Below are 18925 nucleotides of genomic sequence, written 5' to 3' on the forward strand. Positions count from 1 at the left end.
CCAAATGTGGGGAGGTTATGATCAAATGAGAATCTTATGGATTGATGAGGTTATTACCTAAGACTCAATTTAGTAAACCAGAAGCGCCCCTAAAACTAGCACAGGCTTTGTACTAGGACATTGCCTGAATGATGTAGTCAAAGTAAGGTGCAGCAGCTGCTGCGTCTTCTGAACTTAATAAATCAAGAGAGGCTTTTTTCAGAGAATTGATGGCTTCTACCATTCCGGGTACAGGAACGCCCAAAGAATTGTACATTTCCCGCACACCAATGATGCCGATTTTTTCTATTGGTTCTATGTCTCCGGCTAGTACGCCATAGGTAATTAGGCGTAAGTACCAGCCAAAGTCACGGATACACAACGCACGCTGACGTTCGCCATAAGCGTTGCCACCAGGTGCGATAAAATCAGGACGTTTCTGCCAAAGTTGTTTGGTGGCTTCCTGAACAATTTTCTTCTCGTTTTCCGCTAAGGTAGCGACGATTCTTGTTCTTTGGACACCAGTTTGTAAAAAATCACTGATGCTCTTGAGTTCGCCACTGCTGGGATAACGCAGTTCGTCGTCGGCTTGGAGAATAACTTGGCTAATTACAGTCATGATTATTTAAATCACGCGAAATATTATTTGCTAGTTTAACGAGTTGGAGGTACAGAAGTGAAGGGGCTGGAGGAATGGGGAGACAAAGAGAAGAACTACTGACAACCGACCCTTACGGGTACTCTCCGAGAACCCCTCCGGGGAACAGCAGTTGCTACAAGTCGGGGAACCCGCCCAACGCACTGCTTCACAACGAACAATTGACAACTGACAAATGACTAAATCTACTTGGCATCAGGGTGAATTAATTGAAGTAGCGATCGCCGACTTGAGTGATACTGGTGATGGTGTGGGACGATTTGCCGAACGGGTAGTGTTTGTCCCAGATACTGTACCAGGCGATCGTGTTTTGGTACGCTTATTACACGTCAAGCCCAATTATGCCCACGGCAAACTTCACCAGCTACTAGAACCATCTCCTCATCGCATTCGTCCCGGTTGTATTGTGGCTGACAAGTGCGGCGGTTGTCAGTGGCAACATATAGATTATGAATATCAGTTAATTGCTAAACGCCACCAAGTTATCCAAGCCTTACAACGGATTGGTGGTTTTGCTCAACCACCAGTAGATCCCGTATTGGTGACAGCCTCATCTTTAGGCTATCGCAATAAAGCTACCTATCCCCTCGATGTTTCTGCTACAGGTCAAGTACAAGCTGGTTACTATCAAAAAGGTAGCCATCATGTAGTTAACTTAAATCAATGCCCAGTCCAAGATCCCCGCTTAAATCCTTTACTGGCACAAGTTAAGCAAGATATCCAACAGCGCGACTGGCCTATCTACGATGAAAAACGCCACCAAGGGCAAATTCGCCATCTTGGTTTACGTATCGGTAGGCGCACAGGTGAAATTTTATTAACTTTAGTTGTCAAAGATGGCAACTTACCAGGAATTGAACAGCAAGCCCAGGAATGGTTGCAGCGCTATCCCCAGTTGGTGGGTGTGTCCTTAAATCGTAATCCCGAACGCACCAATGCGATTTTTGGTCGAGAAACCAGATGTATTGCTGGGGTTCCCTATTTGCGAGAAATATTTGCTGGACTAGAGTTTCAAGTCCGCCCCGATACATTTTTTCAGGTTTTTACAGAAACAGCCGAAGCATTATTACAAGTAATTGAGTCACAACTAAATCTGCAAGGGCATGAGACGTTAATTGATGCTTACTGTGGCATTGGCACCTTAACCTTGCCTTTAAGTAAACAAGTACGCCAAGCTATAGGATTGGAATTGCAACCAGAAGCTGTACAACAGGCAATTGTCAATGCCCAACACAATGGTATTAATAATGTGGAATTTCAAGTGGGGGCCGTTGAGAAATTGCTGCCCAAGATGGGAATAATACCAGATGTGGTATTACTAGACCCACCGCGTAAAGGGTGCGATCGCATTGTCATCGAATCTCTATTAGCATCGAAACCTGCCCGCATTGTTTACGTCAGCTGTAAAGTAGCCACTCTTGCTCGTGACCTCAAGTTACTGTGTACAGATGGAACATATACTATCCAACGTATCCAAAGCGCCGATTTTTTCCCTCAAACATCTCATGTGGAAGTTGCCGCTTTTCTTGTGCTATCACAGTCTGGTAAGGATAATTAATCCTTGAGAAAAACTCAAATCTCAAATTTGTAGTCTATTGCATAGTAAAAATGCTAAGATCGAATTAACTTAAACATAGCAATGATTTTGTTAAAAAAATTAAAGTTGCATGGCTCCAATAACCCATGAATAAGATTGTTTAAAGTACAAATCGGCAACATTAAGAAAACTACAAATCTGTTGTAATTTTCCACATTCCTAACCTGCTAAAACCCTTAGCAAATCACTCACAGCCGCTTTATGTATCAACAATCAAACCTCATAAACAGAGTCAATGCTCCCCAGCATTTTCAAAACTTAGTAATAAAGACGCAAGTTTGAAGGCAGTATGACCACCTCCATTTTTATCAGAGTGCCTGGAAAAGCAAACTGATGTCTAGCTAACTGAAAGCTATGGGGTTTCTCTCGTGATAACCATTTCGCTCCGTCCGGTTGGACGTTATTGGGGTACTATTAGTTTCGCCTCAACTCTCTATCTTTGTCCTATATTAGATTTATTGTTGGCGGAAATCCCCGCCAAATTACAAGCAGAACTGCGATTAGGGCTACAAGAAGCTTTAGTTAATGCAGCTAAACACGGCAACAACCTTGACCCAAGCAAAACAGTTGTAGTCCGTTTTTCCCTCATAGATAATCAGTATTGGTGGGTGATATCAGACCAAGGACAAGGCTTTAGCCCTATAACCAGTCATGAAGAAGATCCCACAGATTATTTACCACCCGATGAATCAGAAAACGGTCGAGGGATGTGTCTTCTGCACCAGATTTTTGACCAAGTAGAGTGGAATCGCAAAGGCACAGAATTGAGATTATGTAAACAAATGGAAAGCCGCCCCCGTCTATCTCTGCGGCGATAATTAAGGGAATGGGTATTGGAGACCGGGTACTGGGTAAATTATCCCAGTCCCTACTCTCCAGTCCCTAGTCCCTTATTTCCATGAGAAGGACAGGGAGGGGCAGATATTGAACGATTTAACCAACCAACAGCTTGTTCTAGTCTAGCAAGAGCTTCCTGGGGTTGGTTTTTGAGTAAAAATACCATAGCGGCGGCTAATTGTTCACTGGCGCGAGAATTGCGGTTAGACTTGAGGCGATGCCAATCGTCGGGTGAAATACTCAGCCGTTCCATAAGGGCTTGGGCTAGTTCCAAATCGCTAAATTCATTGATTTGACTGGTTTTAGAAAGCTGGCTGGGTTGAGACATAATTGACAAGTGCTGAGTAATGAGTGCTGGGTGCTGAGTCTAATGACTCCCTAAATATTGGCAGACTCGCTGTTAATCCTAGTTTACTACTTGTCCATGAAGCCGCCAAAAGAACAACAGTCATCAGGGGAAAATCAAGAACCGCACTTTGAACAGGAGCTAGAGGAAGTAGAGCGATCGCTCTTGAGCTTAAAACAAAGGTATGATCAAGTAAAGGGCGATCGTGAACAACAGGCACAATGGCAACAACGCCGTCAAGAATTACAGCACAATAAATACCAAACCCAAGAAATTAAAACAGAGTTACGACAAATCAAACAGCAACTGGAAATGCTAGAACTAAACTTAGAAAGCCAGTTGTTTTCTTGGCGTAGCCTGAAAAAACCTTTCTGGCAAGCCGTCCGCTTTGGTGGAATGGGCGTTATTATAGGCTGGATATTAAAGTCCTGTGCTGGGTAAATATGGTAAATCGACGAATTGCAGAAATATTGCGGAGTGGTCAACCTGATGAGTCTCTGGTAGTTCAAGGCTGGGTAAGAACAAAGCGTGAACTTAAGGGATTTGCTTTTATTGAAGTTAATGACGGCTCATCATTAGGTAATTTGCAAGTTGTCATCAATCAGGATTTGCCAGACTACGCAGTAATTGTCAAACAACTAAACACAGGTGCATCAGTTGAGGTAAACGGCGTATTGGTGGCTTCCCAAGGAAAAGGACAGCGTATTGAATTAAAAGCCGAAGCAGTGAAAGTTTATGGTGAAGCTGACCCCGAAACTTATCCACTGCAAAAGAAACGCCACTCTTTTGAATTTTTACGCACAATTGGACATTTGCGATCGCGTACTAATTCCTTCGGTGCAGTGTTCCGTGTCCGTAATGCTTGTTCCGCAGCCATTCACCAATTCTTCCAGGAAAGGGGCTTTTTGTGGGTACACACCCCCATCATCACCGCTAGCGACTGCGAAGGCGCAGGGGAACTATTTAGCGTCACCAGCTTGGATTTAAAGCAGATTCCCCGCACAGAAAATCAAGGAATTGATTACAGCCAAGACTTTTTTGCTAAACCCACCTACTTAACAGTCAGTGGACAACTAGAAGCCGAAGTCATGGCGATGGCTTTTAGTAACGTCTACACCTTCGGCCCCACCTTCCGTGCAGAAAACTCCAACACCTCCCGCCACTTGGCAGAATTTTGGATGGTTGAGCCAGAAATGGCATTTTGCGACTTAGAAGGCGATATGGATTTAGCAGAGGCTTTTCTCAAACACATTTTTAATCATGTGTTGGAAAAATGCCCAGAAGACATGGAATTTTTCAATCAACGCATTGATAATACTGTCTTAGCAACAGCCGAAAATATTATTAATAATCAATTTGAACGTCTGACTTACACCGATGCCATCAAACTTTTAGAAAAAGCTGATGTTAAATTTGAATATCCCGTAAGTTGGGGCTTAGATTTACAATCAGAACACGAACGTTACCTAGCAGAACAACTCTTCAAAAAGCCAGTCATCGTTACAGATTACCCCGCACAGATTAAAGCCTTTTATATGCGGTTGAGCGACGATGAAAAAACAGTCCGCGCGATGGATGTCCTTGCACCAAAAATTGGGGAAATCATTGGTGGTTCCCAAAGAGAAGAACGTTTAGATGTGTTGGAACGCCGAGTATTAGCACAAGGAATGCAGCCTGAAGATTTGTGGTGGTATCTCGATTTACGTCGTTATGGTACTGTTCCTCACGCTGGTTTCGGCTTGGGTTTTGAACGACTCGTGCAATTTATCACAGGAATGGGCAATATTCGGGATGTAATTCCCTTCCCCCGGACACCACAAAACGCTGAGTTTTAGTAGAAGCAGTCGTCAAATAACGCGATGTGCGACTATCTTGATTCTTAATTTTGAATTTTTAATTGGTAGAATCTTGCTCCCATCCTTTACTAGAGAAGGGGTTGGGGATTAGGGTTAAGAGAAAGTTGCACATCGCATAATATAAGTTTTATGAATGATATGTAAATATGTTTATACAACTATAGACTCATAAATAAATATACGGTATTAAGTTAATCAGGTGTTCTGTGTATTCGTTTTGCTAAATTCTGAGCGAATCAGCTTAGTCTGAATCACTTTTTTATAACAGTTTCCCATTACATAAGGTATATCCTAACCTCTTACCCCTAGTGCGCGTTCTCAAAATTGAAAAGGGGTTTGGTTCAGCGCATTACCACCTAACAAAACAATGTAAATATTGGGTTACCTTTCATCAGACGGTCAACCCCTTTGGGGAATTCAAAATTCAAAATTCAAAATTACAATCCCCATAAATAAATAATGATGCTTTAAACAAGAATTTTTTGTGCCTTGTACTGAAGCATCGCGACACATTTGTTTTTATATTCGGTAATGAATTAAGAACCTAAGATGACTGAATATCCTTGATTCATTCATGCTCCAGTATACACCTGGCAGGATATACAAAAGAATTCAGCAATTAGCAGTCAAAACACCATAATACCAAGCTAAACCTAACAGAATTAAAACACTTTGACTCTCTAGCTGAGAGTTATAAATTCCATACTTACTCTAGTTGCAATCTGCTATAAACATTTGTCCAAACCACTAGATAAGTATCGCCATTAAGCCCATCAATAGGGTGAATCTCATACATAACTTATTGTATCTAAAGATGACACAAAGCGTGCTGATCGTGCCAATTTTTGACCAATTATGAGTGCATCAAAACAGCACTAAATGACAATTTAAAACTTCCAAATAGCATAAAAATTTGATTTACAGGGAGCAAAATTCATGACAATTATTCATGGAACAAATAGCAATGACTATCTCTATGGTGGTGATGAGAGCGATACCATCAAAGGATTTGCGGGATATGACTATCTATATGGCGGCTTAGGTGATGACTATCTATATGGCGGCTTAGATAATGACAAACTCTACGGCGGCTTAGGTAATGACAAACTCTATGGTGGTGAAGGTAATGATAATTTAAACGGAGAACAAGGTAATAATAGCCTATACGGTGAAGCAGGCGATGATACTTTAGATGCAGGTAACTCCACTGGGAACAACCTTTTAGATGGTGGAGAGGGAAATGATGAAATTTACGTTTATAGTTCCAGTGGAAATAACACCCTCAAGGGTGGAGTGGGAAATGATATTTTAGATGTTCGCTTTTCCTATGGAAAGAATATCTTAGATGGTGGTTCTGGAAATGATCAGCTTTATGCTCGCTATTCCCAAGGAAACAATACTCTCCGGGGTGGAAGTGGAGATGATTATCTCGGAGTTGATTTGTCTGCGGGGAATAACGTCCTTAATGGAGATGATGGAAATGACATCCTTGATGTTAGTTATCAATGGAAAGGCAAGAATATAGTTTCCGGTGGAAATGGAAATGATATTTTTTATGCCTATGGAGTTCAGGGTGCTAACACTCTCAATGGTGGTAGTGGTGACGACTCTTTCTACATCAGTAGCCCAAGTGCAGACACCGTTGTGCATCCCTTGGTAACTCAAACAGTTGATGGAGGAATAGGTAATGATTACTTGTACATTGACTATAGTACTGCGATCGCTGGCATCACCTCAAGTTTCAACACCACTACTAAGCAAGGTTTAATTACCGCCGACACCAATCAAGTCCGCTACAAAAATATCGAACGATTGAATATCATCGGCACATCCCATGATGACATTATTGTAGGGGGCAACAGCGACGATATCATTGATGGCGGTAGTGGGGGTAATGATACCCTCAACGGCGGTGCAGGTAATGACATCTTAATTATTAGAGACAATTCACGTAGTCACAATACTGTTTATGGTGGTGCAGGAAACGACTCTTTATATGCAAACGGTACTGCTGGAACGAACCTACTAGATGGTGGCGATGGCAATGATTATCTGTCTGCTAAGAATAATTATTCCTACTTCTTCAACGCCAGTCAGACTCTAATTGGTGGGGCAGGTGATGATACCTTGGATGTTAGCGGTTCCTATGGTAACAACTTCCTTTATGGAGGTGCAGGTAATGATTTCCTTTACGCAGACTATTCAGTTGGCCTCCATAGACTAGATGGTGGTGATGGAGACGATTATCTATCTGCGAAAAGCTCCAGCAGCCGCTTTATCATCAACACTCATATTCTGGATGGCGGTGCAGGTAATGATATCTTGGATGTTGGCTCTGCGCGTGCCAAGAATAAGCTAATGGGCGGTACAGGTGATGATATCCTGATTGGTGGTTTAAATGAGGATACCTTTGTTTTCAAAAATTATCATGAAGGGGTTGATCGTATCTACAACTTCGATCATCTAGACCGCATTCAAATATGTGCTGTAGGTTTCGGTGGTGACTTATCACCAGATTCACTTTCAGTTGGTCAGTTCACCCTCGGCACAGTTGCTACAACAAATGACCAACGATTTATTTACGACACAAGTACTGGAGCGCTTTACTTTGACCAAGATGGTAACGGTAGCGGATTTAATCAGGTAAAATTTGCCCAACTAGACGGTATACCTTCACTCAGTGTCAGCAATTTTGTGGTGGTTTAATCATCGTTGACCTGGGGAATCAGGGATTCCTATCAAATCCATGTGAATACTGATAAAATCAGCGAGAGTTGGAATTGGCTTCCGCCGTTAACCTCAGCCCAGCATTAATCAGTAATGGTCAACAACAATTACCTGTGAGCTATTACCCATTACCAACCAAATAATTTAAGCTATCAGCTGTCAGCTGTCAGTTAATTTTTTAAAGCTGACGGCTGAGTGCTGATAGCTATTTAAGCCATTTGATTTTCAATCGCCCACCGTGCTAGTTCGGTGCGGTTGTGAAGATTGGTTTTGCCCAACATATTGGACACATGGCTTTCAACTGTGCGCTGACTAACATTTAATTCTTCAGCAATTTCCCGGTTAGCTAGACCCCTAGCTACAAACTGCACTACCTTCAGTTCGGTTGGGGTTAACTGCACATCGAAGGGAACTTGGATGCGAGAACCGTTTTCCCCACCTTTGGCTTGGTGTTCCTTCCAACGGATAGTTTGTTTCAGTGAAGATTCTACTTGTGCTACGAGTTCTTCTGGTTCAAAAGGCTTGACCATATAAACATCTGCACCTTTGTTTAGACCTTTAACTCGGTCTGCACTTTGTCCTTTTGCTGACAGGAACAAAACAGGAATCCAACTGGTGCGTTCGTTTTGCCGGACTTGTTCGACAAAGGTATATCCGTCCATTTCTGGCATCATCACGTCACAGATGATCATATCTGGAACATCATGTTCGAGAATTTCCAGAGCTTCTCGTCCGTTTTCCGCCGTGATGACTTCATATCCTCTGAATTCCAAGTAGTCCTTCACCAGCAAGATGAGGTTAGGGTCATCATCAATCAATAGAAGTCGTTTGTGATCTTTCATGCTGGGCTCTTTCATAGCAGTGGCACTTGTCGCGCTTCGATCCATCAAGGTCTTGAATGGTTATCCTTTATGGTGGATTGTTGAGATGTTGTCATTTTTCCCACTTAAGTTGCCCTTTCTTCCTTGGAGTCTTAAAAGTGGTTTTCACTTTCGATGACACACCAGTGCATTGGCAATATTCTAGTAAGGATACGCAGAGCAATAGTATTATAATGCGCTATTATATATCCCTTTGAAAGTGGCGGGTGAAAATACACTGATTAAATAATAATCTTTCTAGTTCACAAGTAAGTATTGGCTTAAGATGACCCTAGCTGCAACACAACCCGCGTTTTCATCGGCTTACTGCTCTACCATACCCTTCTGATGTTCAGCCTTTGTTTAGATGTTCACAAGCAAGTAAGGGAGTTGTTGGCAAAGGATGGGTTAAAAATGCTGATTCTTGCGCCACCATTATGCCTATCAAGTGTTTTTGGACTATCCGCTCAATAACCTCCGGGTTTGCTTGGCGATACCAGACACTTCCGGTTAGACAACTATTATCGATCTAGAACAACAAACTAGCAAGCTATAAGCTTGAGTTTTGTTGCACTACATCACTGTATTGTTACTCATTGAGCGTCTCCCTGATTACTGTTCTATAACAATTTCCCCAGTTTGCAAATAAAGTTGTCCATATAAAAATATTCATTACTTACAGAAAAGAACCTGAAAAATACGAATAATTGAGTATTAGTACTTACGGGCTTATCGAGAAACGTATAGATGATGACTTCTCAGTTGTAATTCGTAATACTCACCAAAAGCAAGAAGTAAGCTACTTAATTTGTAATTTTTAATGGAAAGCTTGCTAAACCATTACTCCCTACTCCCCAATCATTCTAGTTCGGAAACCCGTACACAGGTAAATATTGCCATTGGGGGCTATTCTTCGGTAGATTAGCACTCAGGAGTTGAGAGTGCTAACTCTGGAGAAATTAAAGTATGGCAGCAGTATCTCTAAGCGTATCCACCGTTAAACCTTTAGGCGATCGCGTTTTCGTAAAAGTGAGCGCCTCTGAAGAAAAGACCGCAGGTGGTTTGTATTTGCCCGACACCGCTAAGGAAAAACCCCAAGTAGGTGAAGTAGTTGCTCTTGGAGCAGGCAAACGGAATGACGACGGTAGCCGTCAAGAATTGGAAGTAAAAGTTGGCGATAAAGTGCTGTACTCCAAGTACGCTGGCACCGATGTCAAGCTGGGAACCGAAGAATACGTCCTACTGTCTGAAAAAGACATTCTAGCAGTCGTTGGCTAATGGGTAATAAGTAATAGGTAATCGCAATACCTATTTACTGATGATCAAATTTCACGACACAAAACTTGATTTAACTTCCTGAGATTTAGACACCTATGGCAAAGCGCATTATCTACAACGAAAACGCTCGTCGCGCTCTAGAACGAGGCATCGATATCCTGGCTGAGGCTGTAGCTGTTACCCTTGGCCCCAAAGGTCGTAACGTAGTATTAGAGAAAAAATTTGGTGCGCCGCAAATCGTTAATGACGGTGTAACCATCGCTAAAGAAATAGAATTAGAAGATCATATTGAAAACACTGGTGTTGCTCTGATTCGCCAAGCTGCTTCCAAAACAAACGATGCAGCAGGTGACGGTACAACCACTGCAACCGTTTTGGCTCACGCCATTGTCAAAGAAGGTTTGCGGAACGTAGCGGCTGGCGCTAACGCAATTCTGTTGAAGCGCGGTATTGATAAAGCTACCGGTTTCTTGGTTGACAGAATCAAAGAACACGCTCGTCCTGTAGAAGATTCTAAATCTATTGCTCAAGTTGGCTCAATCTCTGCTGGTAACGACGATGAAGTCGGTCAGATGATTGCCGAAGCAATGGACAAAGTAGGTAAAGAAGGCGTTATCTCTCTAGAAGAAGGTAAGTCTGTAACTACCGAATTGGAAATCACCGAAGGGATGCGCTTTGACAAAGGCTATATCTCCCCCTACTTCGCTACCGACCCAGAGCGGATGGAAGCGATTTTCGATGAGCCTTTCTTGTTGTTGACCGATAAGAAAATTGCTCTCGTCCAAGATTTAGTACCAGTTCTAGAGCAAGTAGCTCGTGCTGGTCGTCCTCTGGTGATTATCGCTGAAGATATTGAAAAAGAAGCTCTAGCAACCCTAGTAGTTAACCGTTTACGCGGTGTACTCAACGTTGCTGCTGTGAAGGCTCCTGGCTTTGGCGATCGCCGTAAGGCTATGCTAGAAGATATCGCTATCCTCACCGGCGGTCAACTAATCACCGAAGATGCTGGTCTGAAGCTGGAAAACACTAAGCTGGAAAGCTTGGGTAAAGCGCGCCGCATCACCATCACCAAAGACAGCACCACAATTGTTGCTGAAGGTAACGACGTTGCCGTCAAAGGTCGTGTAGAACAAATCCGTCGTCAAATGGAAGAAACTGAATCTTCCTACGACAAAGAAAAACTACAAGAACGTTTGGCTAAACTTTCTGGTGGTGTAGCTGTAGTTAAAGTTGGTGCAGCTACCGAAACCGAAATGAAAGACAAGAAACTCCGCCTAGAAGACGCTATCAACGCTACCAAGGCGGCTGTGGAAGAAGGTATCGTTCCTGGTGGCGGTACAACCCTAGCTCACCTCACTCCTGAATTGGAAGTTTGGGCTAACAGCAACCTCAAAGATGAAGAGTTGACTGGTGCTTTGATTGTCGCTCGTGCATTACCCGCACCTCTGAAGAGAATTGCGGAAAACGCTGGTCAAAACGGCGCTGTAATTGCTGAACGCGTCAAAGAAAAAGCGTTCAACGTTGGTTTCAACGCTGCTACCAACGAATTTGTAGATATGTTCGAGGCTGGTATCGTTGACCCCGCGAAGGTTACACGTTCTGCACTGCAAAACGCTGCTTCCATCGCTGGAATGGTGTTGACAACCGAGTGCATCGTTGTTGACAAGCCAGAACCCAAAGATAACGCTCCTGCTGGCGCTGGCGCTGGCGGCGGTGACTTCGATTACTAATATTCTGTAGTCACATAAGTTTAAAAAATAGCTGCTTCCACAAAGGAAGTAGCTATTTTTTTCAATCAAATATAAAGGTACAAGGGACAATGTAGGAATAAAATATGAAAGAGAAAGACGTAAAAATACTTTGGGGTCGTTCTGGAAATCGATGTGCTATTTGCAAAATTGAATTAACACCTGTTGGTTCAAAAAGCGTACTAGGCGAAATGGCTCATATTATTGCTGATTCACCTCAAGGCCCTCGCGGAGATAGTCACCTTACTTCTGAACAAAGAAATGAATACGATAATCTAATTCTTTTATGTCCAACACATCATACCTTAATCGATAAAAATGAAGAAGAATGGACAGTAGAAAAATTAAGAATTATCAAGTCAGAACATGAAAATTGGGTTTCTAAGCAACTGAGTAACAACAATATTTATATTAATTCAATTGATAATTCAAAGTTTATTGAATCTAGAGAAAAATCATGGATTAGTTTCTCTGATAATAAACTCTGGTTTATAACAAGTCTTACACCTCTTCATATTTATGAAGACAGTATTGATCCTTTAACACCAGAGTTATATAGCCTAATCAAGAGCTTGAGTTTACCTAAGTTTAATGGCTATTTTATGTTTTCAGATACTTTGAATCAATATAATACAGTACCTAATGAATACGGAATTATTAATCAAGAATCCCCAAACGAAGTCCAAAACAAACTTGGTCATAAAATTCAAGTTTTTAGAAACGGTCACTGTGAATTCTTAATGTGTTTAGAATATCTGAGAACTGGTAGAGATAATTCATCTAATGATGTTTTAAAATATGACGATATGAGAAACAGTTTTATTTCCCAGATAGAAGGAATACTAAATATCTGGAGTAAAACTTTACCATTTAATGATATGTTATTAACAGTAATGATGACTAATACTACTTATATCAGCTTATATTCGGGTCAACAAACATATAATGGTTATTTACTAGGAACTCCAGTAACTTCACCAACACTGAAATACAGTAGAGTTATTAATAAAACAGAAAAGCTACAATTTTTGCAGGATTTAGTAATCAAAAGGTTTGTGAACTACTTTGGGTTAAATATTAACAGTGTGTTTGCTGAAAATGGAAATATTAATTTGCCTAAGATACTTTATTACTAGCAATCAATCTTTGTGCTATGAGACCTCCAAGTAAATAACTATTCCCTCGCTATGGCAACCTGGAGGATTGGTGAGGCTAGGCGAGAAAGAGTCTCTTCATCGTCTTCATACTCCCATAGAATAATTGAATTTTGGGAAGTCCCTATGGCTAATTTCTGCTATCTCAAATTCTCAATTAAGGACATAGTCTAATTCGCCAATTTTTATGGGGTCATATTATGTGCAATTCTTTAATTCATCAAGACATAAGTTCAACTTGCAGCCAAAAGTTCATCAAGTTTATTTTTTAAGTCTGGGGATACCATTAATGGATTGTAAACTTCTCCCTCATAAGGTTGCCAAACATAACCAGAACTAAAAAGTCTAAAAACTTGTAATGTTTCAACTTCCTGCTCAATTTTTTTGGCTAACACTAATCCTGGGATAGATAAATTAGGTAAGTCTTCAATCAGTTCACTATAGGTTCTAAATTCATCCACTTCTACACCTACTAAAGCATAACGAAATGGTGGGGCAATACGTAGATGTTTATAGAGTCAAATACCTAATTCTGTCATTAAATAAGCACTTTCAGGACTATCTATTCCCATTTCACTAATATTATTGGGATAAACGCGACACCACCAATTGTTTTCGATATCTTGAAAAGTATCTGCACGACATAGGCATGGGCTACCATTTGAGAGTATCAATATTTGACCCATAAAATGTTGAGCAAATTTTATGGCACTGATTTCTTCAGATCCACATTCTGCTGATAAGCTAAATATCCATGCCATTTCTGTAGCCTCCTATTGTTATATTTCTAAATATTATTGATTACTAATTTTGCAGAAACTTAAATGAGCGAAACTGACACTATAGTAAAAGGCTGGCATGGCAAACTTAATTTAGTCTACGCCGATCGCTCAAATTCCACCCAGTTAATTTACAACCACCAGCAAGCACCGCTAAAGGTACAGCGTCCGTTTTATCCAGAAGGGGAAAAAGTCTGTCATAGTGTGATCTTACATACGGCCGGGGGTGTGGTGGGAGGCGATCGCCTATCTTATAATCTCCATCTCCAACCGAACGCACAAGCTTTAATTACCACAGCCGCCGCCGGGAAGGTATATCGCAGCGACGGCTTACAAGCTAGACAAACCATCGAGATAAAAATTGATGCAGGTGCTTGTTTAGAATGGCTACCGCAGGAAACAATTTTATTTAATGGGGCAATTTATCGCCAAGATTTACGGGTAGAATTAGCCACTGGAGCCAATTTCTTAGGCTGGGAAATTACCCGATTTGGTCGTAGTGCTAGAGGAGAGAAATTCTACCAAGGAGAATGGCGATCGCATACAGAAATTTGGCAACAAGGTGTTCCTTTGTGGATTGATCGTCAATGGCTACCGGGAAATGACGCCGTTTTCCACAGTCCTCATGGTTTGGCTGGACAACCAATAGTAGGTAGTCTAGTTTGGTTGGGTAGTCCCATTTCCACAGAAATCATCGAAAAAGCGCGCAATTTAGGGAATACTCAAGGTGAAGCAGGCGTTACTTCCTTAGAAAATGGATTTTTATGTAGATATCGTGGTGCTTCCACGTCTGAAGTGAGAAACTGGTTTACGTCTGTTTGGCAATTGTTGCGAGGTGAGTTTTTCAGTCGTGGTAAATGTATACCCAGAGTGTGGCAAACTTAATTCGTAATTTGTAATTCCTAATTAATTATGCAGCTTACGCCACAAGAGAAAGATAAATTATTGATTTTTACAGCCGCTTTAGTAGCAGAGAGGCGCAAAAATAGGGGGTTGAAACTTAACTATCCAGAAGCCGTGGCGTATATTTCTGCTGCTATTTTAGAAGGTGCGAGGGATGGCAATACAGTATCAGAGTTGATGAGTTATGGCACAACTCTTTTAACACGAGATGATGTTATGGAAGGGATAGCAGAAATGGTACATGAAGTGCAGGTAGAAGCAACTTTTCCTGATGGGACAAAGTTAGTAACTGTGCATAATCCTATTCGTTAATTTAATAAATTTAATTAATTATGATTCCAGGGGAAATAATTACACCAAGCGGGGAAATTGAATTAAATGCTGGTCGTGATACTGTAAAATTGCTGGTTGCTAATACAGGAGATAGACCAATTCAAGTTGGTTCCCATTTTCATTTTTATGAAGTTAATTATGCGTTAATTTTTGATAGGGAATTGGCGTTAGGAATGCGTCTGGATATTCCTGCGGGGACGGCGGTTAGGTTTGAACCTGGGGATGAGAAGGAAGTGAGTTTAGTTCCTTTGGTTGGGAGTCGTCGGGTTTATGGGTTTAATGGGAGGGTGAATGGGGAAATTAACGCAGAGGGGCGCGGAGGTTAGCGCGGAGGGGTGCGGAGTTAGAGGTTGTTGGCTACGCGTTTGATGCCTTCTTTGAGGTGGAGGACTTTAAAGTTGAGGAGGAGTGCGAGTTTAGAATTAGTGAGTTTTAAATTAGTGAGTTTTAAATAAGTTAGAAGTTGTACTGCGTGAATGGGTTTAAGAGATTCCACAGATTTGATTTCAATAATTACTTTATTTTCTACTATTAAATCCAATCGATAAACACAATCTAATTCCACTTCTTTATACACCAAAGGTACGGGAATTTGTCTACCCACTCTAAGTCCCTCCCGCCTCAACTCATAAAACAAACACTCCTCATAAGCCGACTCCGACAACCCTGGCCCCAACACCGTATGCACCCTCATCCCACACCCAATTATCATCCCACTCAAATCATTCTCCTCCATTCTCCTCTATCCTTCGCGCTAACCTCCGCGCCCCTCCGCGTTTCAATCTTAACCTCAAGGAATACACCATGCCCTACAGAATGTCCCGCCAAGCCTACGCTGAAACCTACGGCCCCACAGTAGGCGATCGCATCCGACTTGCTGATACAGAATTATTTATACAAGTAGAGCAAGACTTCACAACCTACGGCGATGAGGTGAAATTCGGCGGTGGTAAAGTCATTAGAGATGGGATGGGACAATCTCCCATTGCTAACGCCGATGGTGCAGTAGATTTAGTCATTACGAATGCTTTAATCCTCGATTGGTGGGGGATTGTCAAAGCAGATATCGGCATTAAAGATGGCAAAATATTTAAAATTGGGAAAGCCGGGAATCCCTATATTCAAGATCATGTAGATATTATTATCGGCCCTGGAACCGAAGCCTTAGCGGGGGAAGGAATGATTCTCACGGCTGGCGGTATTGATACCCATATTCATTTTATTTGTCCCCAACAAATTGAAGTAGCGATCGCCTCCGGTATCACTACTATGATTGGCGGCGGTACAGGCCCAGCCACAGGAACCAACGCCACCACCTGCACCCCCGGCCCTTGGAATATGTACCGGATGCTGCAAGCGGCTGATGCGTTTCCTATGAACTTAGGATTTTTAGGTAAAGGTAACGCCAGTCAACCTCAAGGCTTAGTAGAACAAATTTTTGCGGGTGCAATTGGTTTAAAGCTGCACGAAGATTGGGGAACCACACCCGCCACCATTGATACTTGCTTGACTGTAGCCGACGAATACGACGTACAAGTGGCCATTCACACCGACACCCTCAACGAAGCCGGATTTGTCGAAGATACCATCGCCGCTTTTAAAAATCGCGCCATCCATACTTACCACACCGAAGGCGCAGGCGGTGGACACGCACCAGATATTATCAAAGTCTGTGGACAAGCCAACGTTCTTCCATCTTCCACCAACCCTACCCGCCCTTACACCGTCAACACCTTAGACGAACACCTCGATATGTTGATGGTATGTCATCACCTTGATCCAGCGATCGCTGAAGATGTGGCTTTTGCTGAATCCCGCATCCGCCGCGAAACCATCGCCGCCGAAGATATTCTCCATGATTTAGGCGCGTTTAGTATGATTGCTTCCGATTCCCAAGCTATGGGCAGAGTAGGGGAAGTAATAATTCGCACTTGGCAGACATCCCACAAAATGAAGGTGCAACGGGGAAGCCTTACCGGAGATGCTGAAGCAGACAATTTAAGAGCTAAAAGATATGTTGCTAAATACACAATCAATCCGGCAATTACGCATGGAATCGCTCAGTATGTAGGTTCTGTAGAAGCAGGTAAACTTGCAGATTTATGTTTGTGGCGACCAGCGTTTTTTGGTGTCAAACCAGAGATAGTCATTAAAGGCGGGATGATTGCTTGGTCACAAATGGGTGATGCTAACGCCAGCATTCCCACACCGCAACCTGTGCATATGCGTCCCATGTTTGGTAGTTTTGCAGGTGCGAGAAATGCCACATCTTTAACCTTTGTTTCCCAAGCCGCTTTAGAAAGAGAAATTCCTCAGCAATTGGGTTTACGAAAATCAGCAGTCGCAGTTTCTGGAACTCGCCAATTAACTAAACAGGATATGAAACTGAATGATGCCTTACCTCATATAGAAGTAGATTCAGAATCCTATGAAGTTAGAGCCGATGGGGAATTGTTGACTTGTGAACCTGCAACAGTGTTACCAATGGCGCAGAGGTATTTTTTATTTTAACATTCGGATTAATTCCATCAAATTTTCAATTGCCAGATTGTTTATAGGGAGCTATCCTACTCTACGGAAGAGTCAAGCCTGATATTTAGCTCAGTGCTTGCTAATAACAACATCCCTATTACCCTTCGGCATGACATGAGTTCACAATCTTCTCAATCTGGCAAAATTCTAGTTGTTGATGATTCTCCAGATAACGTGTTTTTGATTAAAACCATTTTGGAGGAAGAAGGCTATACAGTTAGTACCGCCGAAAATGGCATCTCAGCATTAGCAGAATTGCAAGCATCCCCTTGTGATTTGGTGTTATTGGATCTAATGATGCCAGGGATGGATGGTTATGAAGTCACTAGGCGAGTGCGGGGGGAAATGAAGTTACCGCAATACATCCCCATTTTATTGATTACCGCCCATGATGCCCCGAATGTAGCGCATGGATTAGATTTGGGTGCTGATGATTTTATTCGTAAACCTGTCACGGTGGACGAATTACTGGCAAGAGTGCGATCGCTTCTCCGTTTGAAGCATAGTATGGATGAACGTGACGAAATAGCTCGCCAACGCGAAGATTTTGTCTCTCGTCTCACCCACGATTTACGTACTCCCTTGGTAGCGGCTGATCGGATGCTGGCACTATTTCAACAAGGTGCTTTGGGAAATTTATCACCCCAAATGCAGGAAGTAATCGCTATTATGGCGCGGAGTAATATTAACCTGTTGTCAATGGTGAATACTTTATTAGAGGTTTATCGCTTTGAAGCTGGTCGCAAAACCTTGGCATTTCAACCAGTCGATCTTAGCCAATTATTAAATGAGGTGATTGCAGAACTGACACCCTTGGCTCAAGAAAAAAACTTGGCAATTAATAGCTATTTGGGCGACGCATCAACACCAAATATACTAGGCGTTGGCGTTCCGCCCACCGTAGGTGATCGCTTAGAATTGCATCGCTTATTTACCAACCTTATCGGTAACGCCATCAAATTTACCGCCTCTGGCTCAGTGACTATCCGCCTCAAAGCCCTTATATTAAATGCTAAACAAGATTTTTCTGACCTTTCCTTACCTTCTAGCAACATCGACTATATACAAGTTGAAATCGCAGATACAGGCGCAGGTATTCCATTAGAAGAACACGCCACATTATTTGAAAGATTTCGTCAAGGTAGTCATAAAATCTCTGGTAGTGGTCTAGGCTTGTATCTTTCTCGGCGCATTGTTGAGGCTCATCACGGTAAAATAGTAGTTAATTCAGAGTTAGGAAAAGGCAGTGTTTTTGTCGTTAGTTTACCTATTCAAATAGTAGGGAAAGCAGACTAGATGAAAATATTTTGAGAGTTTGAGAAAGTAGAAAATTAAGGG

Annotated in this window: 19 protein-coding genes; 13 read left to right on the plus strand and 6 right to left on the minus strand. The window is 42.1% G+C overall.

Annotated features, from left to right (window positions below):
- Positions 1–112 precede the first annotated feature (112 nt).
- On the minus strand, positions 113–598 hold the full coding sequence (locus ACN222_RS18280) for an allophycocyanin subunit alpha-B (RefSeq protein ID WP_010997797.1): 486 nt from the start codon (positions 596–598) through the stop codon (positions 113–115).
- A 214-nt stretch (positions 599–812) separates the two neighbouring features.
- Between ACN222_RS18280 and rlmD the strand changes: the two genes are divergently transcribed.
- Together rlmD and ACN222_RS18290 are read left to right on the plus strand one after the other, a co-directional pair.
- On the plus strand, positions 813–2195 hold the full coding sequence (gene rlmD / locus ACN222_RS18285) for a 23S rRNA (uracil(1939)-C(5))-methyltransferase RlmD (protein WP_010997798.1): 1383 nt from the start codon (positions 813–815) through the stop codon (positions 2193–2195).
- 407 nt (positions 2196–2602) lie between these two features.
- On the plus strand, positions 2603–3052 hold the full coding sequence (locus ACN222_RS18290; protein WP_010997799.1) for an ATP-binding protein: 450 nt from the start codon (positions 2603–2605) through the stop codon (positions 3050–3052).
- A 50-nt stretch (positions 3053–3102) separates the two neighbouring features.
- Here the strand turns inward: ACN222_RS18290 and ACN222_RS18295 are convergent, their stop codons facing one another.
- On the minus strand, positions 3103–3399 hold the full coding sequence (locus tag ACN222_RS18295) for a DUF6439 family protein (protein ID WP_010997800.1): 297 nt from the start codon (positions 3397–3399) through the stop codon (positions 3103–3105).
- A 96-nt stretch (positions 3400–3495) separates the two neighbouring features.
- Here ACN222_RS18295 and ACN222_RS18300 point away from each other — a divergent pair, with 96 nt between their 5' ends.
- The 3 genes from ACN222_RS18300 to ACN222_RS18310 all read left to right on the plus strand — a co-directional run bounded on the left by ACN222_RS18300 (position 3496) and on the right by ACN222_RS18310 (position 7979).
- The gene (locus ACN222_RS18300) at positions 3496–3858 is read left to right on the plus strand and encodes a hypothetical protein (protein WP_044521867.1); all 363 of its coding nucleotides are present in this window, start codon (positions 3496–3498) and stop codon (positions 3856–3858) included.
- Between the two features lie 2 nt (positions 3859–3860).
- Positions 3861–5252, plus strand: a complete 1392-nt coding sequence (gene asnS / locus ACN222_RS18305) for an asparagine--tRNA ligase (protein WP_010997802.1) — start codon at positions 3861–3863, stop codon at positions 5250–5252.
- 957 nt (positions 5253–6209) lie between these two features.
- Positions 6210–7979, plus strand: coding sequence for a calcium-binding protein (locus ACN222_RS18310; protein ID WP_010997803.1), 1770 nt, complete (start codon positions 6210–6212; stop codon positions 7977–7979).
- 230 nt (positions 7980–8209) lie between these two features.
- Here ACN222_RS18310 and ACN222_RS18315 read toward each other — a convergent pair whose 3' ends face one another.
- Positions 8210–8887, minus strand: coding sequence for a response regulator transcription factor (locus ACN222_RS18315; RefSeq protein WP_010997804.1), 678 nt, complete (start codon positions 8885–8887; stop codon positions 8210–8212).
- 939 nt (positions 8888–9826) lie between these two features.
- Here ACN222_RS18315 and groES point away from each other — a divergent pair.
- From groES to ACN222_RS18330, 3 genes are all read left to right on the plus strand, one after another.
- Positions 9827–10138 carry a co-chaperone GroES gene (gene groES, locus ACN222_RS18320; RefSeq protein ID WP_010997805.1) on the plus strand — a complete coding sequence of 104 codons (312 nt, stop codon included), beginning with the start codon at positions 9827–9829 and terminating at the stop codon, positions 10136–10138.
- Positions 10139–10233: 95 nt separating this feature from the next.
- Complete coding sequence (groL, locus tag ACN222_RS18325; protein ID WP_010997806.1) at positions 10234–11868, plus strand: chaperonin GroEL; 1635 nt, start codon at positions 10234–10236, stop codon at positions 11866–11868.
- Between the two features lie 104 nt (positions 11869–11972).
- Positions 11973–13022 (plus strand): HNH endonuclease signature motif containing protein, encoded by a 1050-nt coding sequence (locus tag ACN222_RS18330; protein WP_010997807.1) that lies wholly within the window; start codon positions 11973–11975, stop codon positions 13020–13022.
- Positions 13023–13273: 251 nt separating this feature from the next.
- Here the strand turns inward: ACN222_RS18330 and ACN222_RS18335 are convergent, their stop codons facing one another.
- Complete coding sequence (locus ACN222_RS18335) at positions 13274–13501, minus strand: hypothetical protein (RefSeq protein ID WP_010997808.1); 228 nt, start codon at positions 13499–13501, stop codon at positions 13274–13276.
- Positions 13502–13558: 57 nt separating this feature from the next.
- Positions 13559–13801, minus strand: a complete 243-nt coding sequence (locus ACN222_RS18340) for a hypothetical protein (protein WP_010997809.1) — start codon at positions 13799–13801, stop codon at positions 13559–13561.
- Between the two features lie 63 nt (positions 13802–13864).
- On the opposite strand from ACN222_RS18340, the gene ACN222_RS18345 reads away from it, so the two are divergent.
- From ACN222_RS18345 to ACN222_RS18355, 3 genes are read left to right on the plus strand one after another with little or no spacing between them, the layout of a single operon-like run.
- A complete protein-coding gene (locus tag ACN222_RS18345) occupies positions 13865–14704 on the plus strand; it encodes an urease accessory protein UreD (RefSeq protein WP_010997810.1) in 840 nt (279 codons plus the stop codon).
- 27 nt (positions 14705–14731) lie between these two features.
- A complete protein-coding gene (gene ureA, locus ACN222_RS18350; RefSeq protein WP_010997811.1) occupies positions 14732–15034 on the plus strand; it encodes an urease subunit gamma in 303 nt (100 codons plus the stop codon).
- Positions 15035–15054: 20 nt separating this feature from the next.
- On the plus strand, positions 15055–15381 hold the full coding sequence (locus ACN222_RS18355) for an urease subunit beta (RefSeq protein WP_010997812.1): 327 nt from the start codon (positions 15055–15057) through the stop codon (positions 15379–15381).
- 17 nt (positions 15382–15398) lie between these two features.
- Here the strand turns inward: ACN222_RS18355 and ACN222_RS18360 are convergent, their stop codons facing one another.
- Positions 15399–15791: a GxxExxY protein gene (locus tag ACN222_RS18360; RefSeq protein WP_010997813.1), complete on the minus strand. Its 393-nt coding sequence runs from the start codon at positions 15789–15791 to the stop codon at positions 15399–15401.
- 68 nt (positions 15792–15859) lie between these two features.
- Between ACN222_RS18360 and ureC the strand changes: the two genes are divergently transcribed.
- Entirely contained in the window at positions 15860–17566 is a 1707-nt protein-coding gene (gene ureC, locus ACN222_RS18365; protein ID WP_010997814.1) for an urease subunit alpha, read from the plus strand.
- Positions 17567–17701: 135 nt separating this feature from the next.
- Positions 17702–18883: a hybrid sensor histidine kinase/response regulator gene (locus ACN222_RS18370; protein WP_044521872.1), complete on the plus strand. Its 1182-nt coding sequence runs from the start codon at positions 17702–17704 to the stop codon at positions 18881–18883.
- Positions 18884–18925 lie beyond the last annotated feature (42 nt).

The organism is Anabaena sp. FACHB-595, from assembly GCF_048568275.1.
Classification (GTDB): Bacteria; Cyanobacteriota; Cyanobacteriia; order Cyanobacteriales; family Nostocaceae; genus Trichormus.

What these genes read in the sequence shown, in the direction of transcription:
- ACN222_RS18280 (WP_010997797.1), bottom strand. Translation starts at nt 598, where the DNA reads ATGACTGTAATTAGCCAAGTTATTCTCCAAGCCGACGACGAACTGCGT.
- rlmD (WP_010997798.1), top strand. Translation starts at nt 813, where the DNA reads ATGACTAAATCTACTTGGCATCAGGGTGAATTAATTGAAGTAGCGATC.
- ACN222_RS18295 (WP_010997800.1), bottom strand. Translation starts at nt 3,399, where the DNA reads ATGTCTCAACCCAGCCAGCTTTCTAAAACCAGTCAAATCAATGAATTT.
- ACN222_RS18300 (WP_044521867.1), top strand. Translation starts at nt 3,496, where the DNA reads ATGAAGCCGCCAAAAGAACAACAGTCATCAGGGGAAAATCAAGAACCG.
- asnS (WP_010997802.1), top strand. Translation starts at nt 3,861, where the DNA reads ATGGTAAATCGACGAATTGCAGAAATATTGCGGAGTGGTCAACCTGAT.
- ACN222_RS18310 (WP_010997803.1), top strand. Translation starts at nt 6,210, where the DNA reads ATGACAATTATTCATGGAACAAATAGCAATGACTATCTCTATGGTGGT.
- ACN222_RS18315 (WP_010997804.1), bottom strand. Translation starts at nt 8,887, where the DNA reads ATGGATCGAAGCGCGACAAGTGCCACTGCTATGAAAGAGCCCAGCATG.
- groES (WP_010997805.1), top strand. Translation starts at nt 9,827, where the DNA reads ATGGCAGCAGTATCTCTAAGCGTATCCACCGTTAAACCTTTAGGCGAT.
- groL (WP_010997806.1), top strand. Translation starts at nt 10,234, where the DNA reads ATGGCAAAGCGCATTATCTACAACGAAAACGCTCGTCGCGCTCTAGAA.
- ACN222_RS18330 (WP_010997807.1), top strand. Translation starts at nt 11,973, where the DNA reads ATGAAAGAGAAAGACGTAAAAATACTTTGGGGTCGTTCTGGAAATCGA.
- ACN222_RS18340 (WP_010997809.1), bottom strand. Translation starts at nt 13,801, where the DNA reads ATGGCATGGATATTTAGCTTATCAGCAGAATGTGGATCTGAAGAAATC.
- ACN222_RS18345 (WP_010997810.1), top strand. Translation starts at nt 13,865, where the DNA reads ATGAGCGAAACTGACACTATAGTAAAAGGCTGGCATGGCAAACTTAAT.
- ureA (WP_010997811.1), top strand. Translation starts at nt 14,732, where the DNA reads ATGCAGCTTACGCCACAAGAGAAAGATAAATTATTGATTTTTACAGCC.
- ACN222_RS18355 (WP_010997812.1), top strand. Translation starts at nt 15,055, where the DNA reads ATGATTCCAGGGGAAATAATTACACCAAGCGGGGAAATTGAATTAAAT.
- ACN222_RS18360 (WP_010997813.1), bottom strand. Translation starts at nt 15,791, where the DNA reads ATGGAGGAGAATGATTTGAGTGGGATGATAATTGGGTGTGGGATGAGG.
- ureC (WP_010997814.1), top strand. Translation starts at nt 15,860, where the DNA reads ATGCCCTACAGAATGTCCCGCCAAGCCTACGCTGAAACCTACGGCCCC.
- ACN222_RS18370 (WP_044521872.1), top strand. Translation starts at nt 17,702, where the DNA reads ATGAGTTCACAATCTTCTCAATCTGGCAAAATTCTAGTTGTTGATGAT.